The sequence below is a fragment of the Novacetimonas hansenii JCM 7643 genome, from assembly GCF_000964405.1.
In the GTDB taxonomy this organism is placed as follows: domain Bacteria; phylum Pseudomonadota; class Alphaproteobacteria; order Acetobacterales; family Acetobacteraceae; genus Novacetimonas; species Novacetimonas hansenii.
Window position 1 is genome coordinate 1 of sequence record NZ_BANE01000051.1, and the last position, 7700, is coordinate 7700.

At 54.3% G+C, this 7700-nt stretch carries 9 protein-coding genes and 2 pseudogenes; 3 read left to right on the plus strand and 8 right to left on the minus strand.

Translation table 11 applies throughout. The features are described from left to right. From B7G66_RS03860 to B7G66_RS03870, 3 genes and pseudogenes are all read left to right on the plus strand, one after another. Positions 1 to 223 (plus strand): annotated as a pseudogene (locus B7G66_RS03860) (hypothetical protein); the annotation flags it as partial. 165 nt (positions 224 to 388) lie between these two features. Next, on the plus strand, positions 389 to 610 hold the full coding sequence (locus B7G66_RS03865; RefSeq protein ID WP_003619027.1) for a ribbon-helix-helix domain-containing protein: 222 nt from the start codon (positions 389 to 391) through the stop codon (positions 608 to 610). Between the two features lie 5 nt (positions 611 to 615). After that, complete coding sequence (locus tag B7G66_RS03870) at positions 616 to 960, plus strand: type II toxin-antitoxin system RelE/ParE family toxin (RefSeq protein ID WP_003619029.1); 345 nt, start codon at positions 616 to 618, stop codon at positions 958 to 960. Between the two features lie 20 nt (positions 961 to 980). Here B7G66_RS03870 and B7G66_RS18150 read toward each other — a convergent pair whose 3' ends face one another. The 8 genes and pseudogenes from B7G66_RS18150 to B7G66_RS03900 all read right to left on the minus strand — a co-directional run bounded on the left by B7G66_RS18150 (position 981) and on the right by B7G66_RS03900 (position 7488). Continuing rightward, positions 981 to 1187, minus strand: a complete 207-nt coding sequence (locus B7G66_RS18150) for a helix-turn-helix domain-containing protein (RefSeq protein ID WP_040511766.1) — start codon at positions 1185 to 1187, stop codon at positions 981 to 983. Beyond that, positions 1182 to 1403, minus strand: a pseudogene (locus tag B7G66_RS18620) (transposase); the annotation flags it as partial. The gene B7G66_RS18150 and the pseudogene B7G66_RS18620, both read right to left, overlap by 6 nt. A 38-nt stretch (positions 1404 to 1441) precedes the next feature. Next, on the minus strand, positions 1442 to 3232 hold the full coding sequence (locus B7G66_RS03880) for an NAD-dependent malic enzyme (RefSeq protein ID WP_003619033.1): 1791 nt from the start codon (positions 3230 to 3232) through the stop codon (positions 1442 to 1444). A gap of 64 nt (positions 3233 to 3296) precedes the next feature. Then, the gene (locus B7G66_RS03885) at positions 3297 to 3854 is read right to left on the minus strand and encodes a lipocalin-like domain-containing protein (RefSeq protein ID WP_080545418.1); all 558 of its coding nucleotides are present in this window, start codon (positions 3852 to 3854) and stop codon (positions 3297 to 3299) included. A gap of 24 nt (positions 3855 to 3878) precedes the next feature. Then, on the minus strand, positions 3879 to 5171 hold the full coding sequence (locus tag B7G66_RS03890; RefSeq protein ID WP_196760742.1) for a c-type cytochrome: 1293 nt from the start codon (positions 5169 to 5171) through the stop codon (positions 3879 to 3881). Between the two features lie 118 nt (positions 5172 to 5289). Continuing rightward, positions 5290 to 6294 carry a GMC oxidoreductase gene (locus B7G66_RS18625; protein WP_231106282.1) on the minus strand — a complete coding sequence of 335 codons (1005 nt, stop codon included), beginning with the start codon at positions 6292 to 6294 and terminating at the stop codon, positions 5290 to 5292. Next, positions 6263 to 6934: an FAD-dependent oxidoreductase gene (locus B7G66_RS18630; RefSeq protein ID WP_231106281.1), complete on the minus strand. Its 672-nt coding sequence runs from the start codon at positions 6932 to 6934 to the stop codon at positions 6263 to 6265. Before B7G66_RS18630 ends, B7G66_RS18625 begins: the two co-directional genes overlap by 32 nt. 20 nt (positions 6935 to 6954) lie before the next feature. Next, entirely contained in the window at positions 6955 to 7488 is a 534-nt protein-coding gene (locus B7G66_RS03900) for a sorbitol dehydrogenase family protein (protein WP_003619038.1), read from the minus strand. Between the last annotated feature and the right edge of the window lie 212 nt (positions 7489 to 7700).

The following is a 7700-nucleotide window of genomic DNA, read 5'->3' on the forward strand; positions in this document are numbered from 1 at the left end:
CTTGATGATGCTGGTGTCGAAACCGGCAGCTATGAAGTGCCCGCTGGCGGCCGACGCTATCCTCGTGCGCGGCGTAGCCGAGGATGGCAGCGACCTCGTGATCTCCCGCGATTACATCAAAGACGGGTTGCGCGCCCGCGCCCAGGATCTGGTGACGCAGGAGCTTGGGCAGCGCAACGACGTCGAAATCCATCGTGCGCTCGAACGCCAGGTCGATGCCGAATATTGATGCGCGCGCCTCGGCCGACGGGCTGTCGGCGCTGCCATGCGCGCGGGTGCTATGGACTGGCAACTCGGGCATCAGCGGGGGCTGGGATTATGACGCGGGCAGGCATGAATCATGTTGCCAATTTTTGCCATACTCGAGTATTCTGCCTCCATGAGCACCATGAACATCTCTCTGCCAGAAGCCCTGAAAAGCTTCGTTGACCAGCAGGTTGCCGGCCGTGGCTTTGGCACCAGCAGCGAGTACGTGCGCGAGCTGATCCGCAAGGACCAGGACAGGCAGCGTCTGCGTGGTATGTTGCTTGAGGGTGGTCGATCCGCAGCAGGCTCCACGGCGGATGCCGCATATTTCGAACGCCTGCGGTCGCGTGTGCGCGGCGCCTGATCATCATGACGACCAGACGCGCGGTACTGCGCGAGCAGGCCGAGCGGGATATCGATCGGATCATTGACGATTATGTCGGGAAAGCCGGAAGTGCTGTGGCCGACCGGTTTGTCGGTGCGTTCGAAGAGGGGATGACCCTGATCGGGCAATATCCCGGCATCGGCTCGCCGCGTTGCGGGTATGAACTCGATCTTCCGGGGCTTCGTGCGCTCACTCTTCGGAACTGGCCGTTCGTGGTTTTCTACATCGAACGTGAGGACCATCTGGATGTATGGCGCGTTCTGCACGCCCATCAGGATATTCCGGGCTGGCTGCGAGATCCTGATGAAGGCGATAGTTCGGAACAGTGATCGAATGAGGCTGCACTGATTCAGTGATCTTCCAGGAGACTGGCAAGAATGTCAGCGGCATCGAGTCCGATGGCGGTTGTGATGTCGAGGAATTCGATCACGTCGATCCGGCGCTCGCCGGTTTCGTATTTCGCGACATAGGATTGGGGTTTGCCGAGCCGCTCCGCCAGCGTGGCCTGGGTCAGGCCTTTGCCGCGCCTTGCTGCGATCAGCAGTGACCTGCGGATGAAAAACTGTGCCGCCCGCCACCACGGCCCCAGTTCCGCAGGGATGCTTCGCCATTTCGCACCATTCTCATGACGCCAGAAAATCACTGCTATCGTGCGCCGCGGATCATGGGACGGCGTCTTGCCCCTCGGGCGAACCGCCTCAATCAGAGGTTCCCAGATCGCCCATGCCTTGTCCGTAAAAGTCCCGCTACTGGTTCCGTCGCCTTCTCGCATCCCTATAAGATTGTAAGAATTTCAAGTTCTAACAGGCGCTAAATTGCGGTCACAGTTTCGTAAACAGGCCACCACTGATGGACATTCACGGCTTCAACTATATCCGTGATTTCAGACTGTGCCAGACCCTGCTCCTGTGCCTTGCGCGCAACCTCGATGGCGACAACGCTTGATGTTGCACGAAGGTCTGCGTTGGACGGCAACAGGGCGGCACCGGGAGCGGTATCTGTTGCCTGGCTGGCGACTGCTTGTGCGGCAGCAAAGATCATTTCGTCAGAAACCTGACGCGCTCGCGATACGATCGTCCCGAAGCCAAGGCCCGGATACAAGGCTGCATTGTTCGCCTGGCCTATTGTGTAGGAAACACCTTGATAGACGACATTATCAAACGGCGCGCCCGTTGCGACGAGCACTCGGCCTTCTGTCCACTCAATAAGCTGGGTGGGGGTAGCTTCGTGCAGGTTTGTCGGGTTGGATAGCGGAAGAATAATCGGACGCTCAACATGCGCGGCCATATCCTTCACCAGTTCTTCGGTAAAGAGGTGAGGGGTGGTCGAGGTGCCGATCAGAATGGTTGGATGCACATTTTTGACGACTTCAGACAGCTCGATAATGCCGCCATTCTGTGCTTTTTCATGACGCAAGGCAGCCATTGCCGGCCATCTGGTTTCGGTGGCAGCCAAAGTATCGGCTGAGGCACGAGTCCATGACTGAACTTCAGAAGATGGTCTGGCATAGCTGATCTGAAAATCAAGAAGTCCATGCTGCATGTCGTCGGTTAGCAGGCCGGGCAGATCTACCAGCCAGATGCGACGGGTCGCTTCGTCCCGTGAAAGGCCATGCCGCATCATCTGATCACGAATTTGATCGGCAATGCCCACACCGGCTGTCCCGGCTCCCAGAATGACCACACGCTGATCGGACCAGAGGGTATCGCTGCGTTGGACTGCATTGAGCAACGCCCCCAGTACAATGGCGCCAGTTCCCTGCATATCGTCGTTAAAGGTGGGAACCGTGTCACGGAAACGGCTTAAAATACGGCGGGCATTTGTTGAGCCGAAGTCTTCCCAGTGCAGCATGGCTTTGGGGAAGAGTTTTCTGGCGGCTGTTACATATGCGTCGATGAAATCGTCATAAACCTTGCCGACAACGCGGCTATGCCGATATCCGATATAGAGTGGGTCGTTGAGAAGTTTTTCATTATTTGTCCCAACATCCAGAACAACCGGAATGACACGGTGTGGGTCAACGCCTGCCGCGGCGGTATAGACTGCCAGCTTCCCGATGGAGATATCTATTCCGTTGGCCCCCCAGTCGCCAATGCCAAGAATTTCTTCCGCATCACTGGCAACCAGCAGGTCAATGTCGTTCGCGCTGGCGCCGAACGCCGCGAGTTTTTCTTCAATTTTCTCAGGCTCGTTAATGTTGAGAAAAATACCGCGAGGGCGGGTTATGACTTCACTATACTGCTCTATGGCCTGCCCAACGACAGGATCGTATACAACAGGCAGCATTTCCATGAGATGACGCTGGAGCAAGGCGTAAAACAGCGTGACGTTGTTATCATGAAGCCGCCACATGTAAATGTGCTTATCGAGATCGCTTGGTGCTTTACGATAAGCAGACAGAGCACGGGTTAACTGGGGTTCCAGCTCAGTCGTGATGACCGGTGGTAGCAGCCCGTTCAGTTCGAGAGAATCCCGCTCATCTTGGGTAAAAGCTGTGCCTTTATTGAGCGCGGGGTCGCGCAAAACATCATAGCCTCTGGCTGACGTCTCGATTTTTCTCGATTTTCCTGTACCAGTAATCTTTGCCTGTCTGCTGAACATTTCTCTCTCCTGGAGTGGTTTGGTTTTTATGGTGCTGAAATTTTGAGATCAGGAATGATACAGATCATTCAATCCGTTTAAATCGAATGATGCTGCGCGACAGCTTTCCAGAGTCCCAGTTAGGCATTTTACGCCATGGTGTAATGACATTGGCGTAATCGCCATTAATTTCTATGGTGCGTCTTTGCTCTGTACCAACCCACTCTGGTGCCCACGCCGTCTGCACACTGGTCACCCATTGGTTGCCTTCAACTCTGTAAGGTCCGATATATGCAACGAGTGTTTTCATCAAATGAGCGCGGTCTGCATCTGTTTTCGCCGGCTGTCGGTCACTGCCTTCAAGATTGAAGGCAACCCACCCATCAGGCGTGAAAATGACACGCCCGCGGGGGGATGATCCCATGGCATCAATCATCTTACCCGTTTCTTTATCTTCCACTTTGTAAGAAACAAGTCCCCACACGCCAACGATATTTTTTTTCAGATTGGCTGTCCCTGCGGATGTTGATGTGGCTTCTTTTGTATCCTGTGCACATGCGGGCACTGCGGCGGTCAATACACTGACTGCACATACAGCAATCACTGATTTTATATGCAAGGAAATATGTTTTGCTAAGACCATGAAGGTTACTTCCCTTTTCGTTTTTTATTTACGGAATGTCCGCAAAAGCCAGAAACACCCGAGTGCGATGACAATGGCTCCCCCGGCCATGCCGATACGGCTTAAAACGAGGAGTGGTGATTTTGGACCACCCTGGCGGATCGTGGCGACTTGTGCTGGTGATACAGAAACCTGAGGCCTGCCATATGTATCAAAAACATATTTTGTAAGTTTGGCTATTTCCTCATCGTTTAGCTGGACGGCATCTGTTTTCTTTTCTCCAAAGCCGGGCATGAACGCTTGAGCACCTGCGACATGACGGTCGATACCAAAAAGAATGGTTGCAATCAGATTGTCCGGGTTGGAGGCGCCTGTAACGGAGTTGTGCCATAATGACGGGTAATATCCGTCGCGACTACCCTGTGCCTTGTAATTATGGCAGGACGCACAATTTCCCATAAACAGTTCAGCACCAGAAATATCGGGATTATCTTCCGACCGAATGGGTTGATCGCCTCTGACACGGTCAGCGCTGGAAACCGGCTGCCCAAGAGCGAAGCGTGAGAGATTTCCATCAGCAGGGTCACGCACTGGCTGTGTTGATGCAAGGTATGTCGCAAGGGCGTTCAGGTCAGCCTCTGTCAGGTGCTGGAAACTGTGTTCGACGGCTTCTCCCATACCACCTGCGGCCTGTGCCAGACCGTCTATATGGCCTGATTTCAGGTAGGTCTTGATTTCATCCTGCGACCAGTTTCCTATGCCACTGATTTTGTCCGAGGTGATATTGGGAGCGTACCACGAACCAAGGCTCCCCCCGCCAAGGGCCTGGGAGGCTTCTTCCTGCATCAGAAAGCCACGAGGGGTGTGGCAGGTTCCGCAATGCGCCGGGCCCTGTGCTAGATAGGCCCCTCTGTTCCACTCTGCCGAGCGTGATGGGTCAGGCTGGTACGTTGTGTTGTTACGAAACAGGATATTCCAGAACAGCATTGAGCTGCGGATGTTCATTGGGAAAGGCAGGGCCGTTTTTGGCGGGGCGCTCTCGACTGGCTGAACGGACTTCATGAAATACAGGTACAGGTCATGTATGTCCTGATCTGTCATGTAAGAATATGCTGTATAAGGCATTGCAGGGTAGAGATTGCTCCCATCCTTGCGGATGCCTTTGCGGACAGCACGAGAGAAATCCGCTTCGCTATACTCCCCGATACCATATGTTTTGGATGGCGTGATGTTGGTTGAGTACATCGTCCCCAGCGGCGTTTTCATGGCCAGACCACCGGCAAACGGTTTGCCGCCCGGCGCGGTATGGCAGGCGACACAGTCTGATGTGACCGCCATGTAGGCACCCGGATCTGTATTGCTGTCATCTTCGGCTGACGCGGCGCTGCACAGGAGTATCGGCCCTGCCAGAGCAGCAAGGAATGAGAGCCTGAAGGCCTGTCTGGTTTGTATCACTCTAAGCATGGTTCAGTTGCCCGACGATTGCATCCGCAGCTTTAAGTGCCAATGCGGCCATAGTGATTGTGCTGTTCCCGCTGCCGCCGGTCGTCATTGCGGCACCACCAGGCAGGAAAAGATTGTCATGGTCATGGGCCCGGCAATCTGCATCCACGACTGAATCGCTTGGATCATTGCCCATGATCGTGCCACCCATGATATGATCGCTGTGCAAGAATTCAGGTGAAATCTTGATATCTGTCGCGCCGAGTGCAGTTGCCAGTTTTTTAAGAAGGGGAACGGTATAGTTTTCAGCACTCCTCCGTACATAGTCGCCTACATCATAATAGATGCGAGGACGGTTGAGGCCGAGCCAATCCTTTTTGTCTGATAGGGTCAGGCGGTTGAAGGGGAGCGGCAGAGGTTCGTGCTCAACGGTCAGGCGGGCTGTGCAGGCTGACAAACGACGGATTTCCTGATCGAGGGCTTTTCCGTAAAGACCTTTTTCAAGAGCCGCCAAACCTCCGAGTGTGCTTCGCGCCATGTTTTCCATACGGAACATGGCACCGGCATACTCCCGCCGGAAATCACCCTGGCTTGTGTTCATGATACTGCTGCTCTGAACGGGGCCTACGCCGGTCCAGAGTGGTTCAGACATTTCAATGTCCGCGATCAGCTTTGGCTGATCCATCATGTTGCGGCCGACCTGATCTGAACTATTGGCGACACCACGGGGGTTTTTGTCATCAGCCGATAAAAGGAGGAGCTTGGGCGTTTCTATGCCATTGCATGCCAGCACAAAGATCTTGCCTGAAACGGAATGTGAGGTTCTGTTCGGGTCGTAGTAGTGAACGGCCTCGACCTTCTTCTGGGCATTTGTTTCAACACGATAGGCAACAGCATTCGTGATGATCCTGCCGCCTTTTGCCTCGATGCGGGGCAGGGCGGTTGCAGCATCGTATTTTGCAGCGATCGGGCAGACTGGAAAGCAGTTATTGTTTCCGCAGCAGGGGGGGGCGGCCATCAAATGAAACGCCACTGTTGCGTGCTTGTGGGGCGGGAAGGTTCTGCATGCCAAGGGTTGCGGCAACATCGGTCAACCGCTGCTCGCCCGGACCAAAGGGGATTGGCCCCATCGGGTAGGGGCGAGAGCGCGCGGTGCGCGGCGGCCATTGCAGGGCTGGGTCGCCGGGGCCGCAGACACCCATCGCATGTTCTGCCCGCGCATAGTAGGGCTCAAGCACATCATAGCTAAAGGCCCAGTCACGCCCTACGCCATAGAGGCTTTTAAGCCGCAGGTCATCGGGCGTCATACGCCAGCAGATACCAGCCCAGTGCCAGGTGGCACCGCCTGCGTAACGCACGTAACCCTGCTCGTAGGCTTTGGCATTTGGTCCGGTCAGGTCAAGATACGATGCGGCCTCAGTCGGGGTCCGTGTTTCAAGGTGCGGCGCCCACGGTTTGGGGGGATACGGGGCGTTCCAGTGGTTGCGTAGTGTGGGGGGCAGGTTACGGTAGTTTTCAACGATGGTATCGCGACTGACACGGGGGCCTGCCTCGAGCATGAGCACGGAAAGCCCGGCATCAAGGGCCTGTTCTGCGATCAGGCAGCCGACGACGCCAGTACCAACAATGACGACATCGCTGTTGAGAGTGGAGGGCATGAACAATTCTCCAGAGAAGCTCAGAACGAAGGCATGTTCAGGAGGGGAACGGCAGTCGCATCCCATGCATTGGGTGCTGACTTCGCGTAGGACGGGATCGTCATGACATCGTTGGTGACTTTGAACATGAGCGCCTCTTCAAAGGCGACAACGCGATCCCCCGATTTGCCGTGCACTACGCCTGAATACCAGGCTGATATTATTTTCAGGGCTGAGTTTTTTAGTGCCGCATCAGTCAGTGCCGGCATGAGATGTTCAACATCCACAACGGCATTTTTCATTATGAAATCCTGCAGTGCTGTGACTGTATTGTCAAAACCCTCTTCGGCATCGCTGAGCGCGTTGTGGATTTTATGACCGACAAAGGGATCCAGTTCGTGTGGAACAAGAAGTTTCGAGACGAGCATGAACTGTACTATGCTGTCAGGCTCATGTATGTGACCGTTTGATGCAGCAAGGCCCGGAAACTGTGTAAAGCTGGCGGCGGCAAGCGCACTCATGCCAAGAAGCAGGCTTCGTCTGTTTATTTTGAATTCTTTACGGAAAGATGTCATCTACTGGCTCCTGAACACATCAACTGCATGTTGTGATTGCTTCGATAGTTGAGTGGACTTGAATATATAAATAAATACCAAAAAATATTTATTTATATATTCAAGAACAGATTGGGGATATTGAGGTGTTGTGAAGCGCCTGTGTATTGTAATTATGTTGGAAAATCCCTAAGAGCCCGATCCGAAAGTTTTTCAAGCTTGACAATGCCTTG

Bases quoted from the DNA above. Each gene is read 5' to 3' on its own strand.
- B7G66_RS03865 (WP_003619027.1), top strand. From the start codon at position 389: ATGAACATCTCTCTGCCAGAAGCCCTGAAAAGCTTCGTTGACCAGCAG.
- B7G66_RS03870 (WP_003619029.1), top strand. From the start codon at position 616: ATGACGACCAGACGCGCGGTACTGCGCGAGCAGGCCGAGCGGGATATC.
- B7G66_RS03880 (WP_003619033.1), bottom strand. From the start codon at position 3,232: ATGTTCAGCAGACAGGCAAAGATTACTGGTACAGGAAAATCGAGAAAA.
- B7G66_RS03885 (WP_080545418.1), bottom strand. From the start codon at position 3,854: ATGGTCTTAGCAAAACATATTTCCTTGCATATAAAATCAGTGATTGCT.
- B7G66_RS03890 (WP_196760742.1), bottom strand. From the start codon at position 5,171: ATGGCGGTCACATCAGACTGTGTCGCCTGCCATACCGCGCCGGGCGGC.
- B7G66_RS18625 (WP_231106282.1), bottom strand. From the start codon at position 6,294: ATGGCCGCCCCCCCCTGCTGCGGAAACAATAACTGCTTTCCAGTCTGC.
- B7G66_RS18630 (WP_231106281.1), bottom strand. From the start codon at position 6,934: ATGCCCTCCACTCTCAACAGCGATGTCGTCATTGTTGGTACTGGCGTC.
- B7G66_RS03900 (WP_003619038.1), bottom strand. From the start codon at position 7,488: ATGACATCTTTCCGTAAAGAATTCAAAATAAACAGACGAAGCCTGCTT.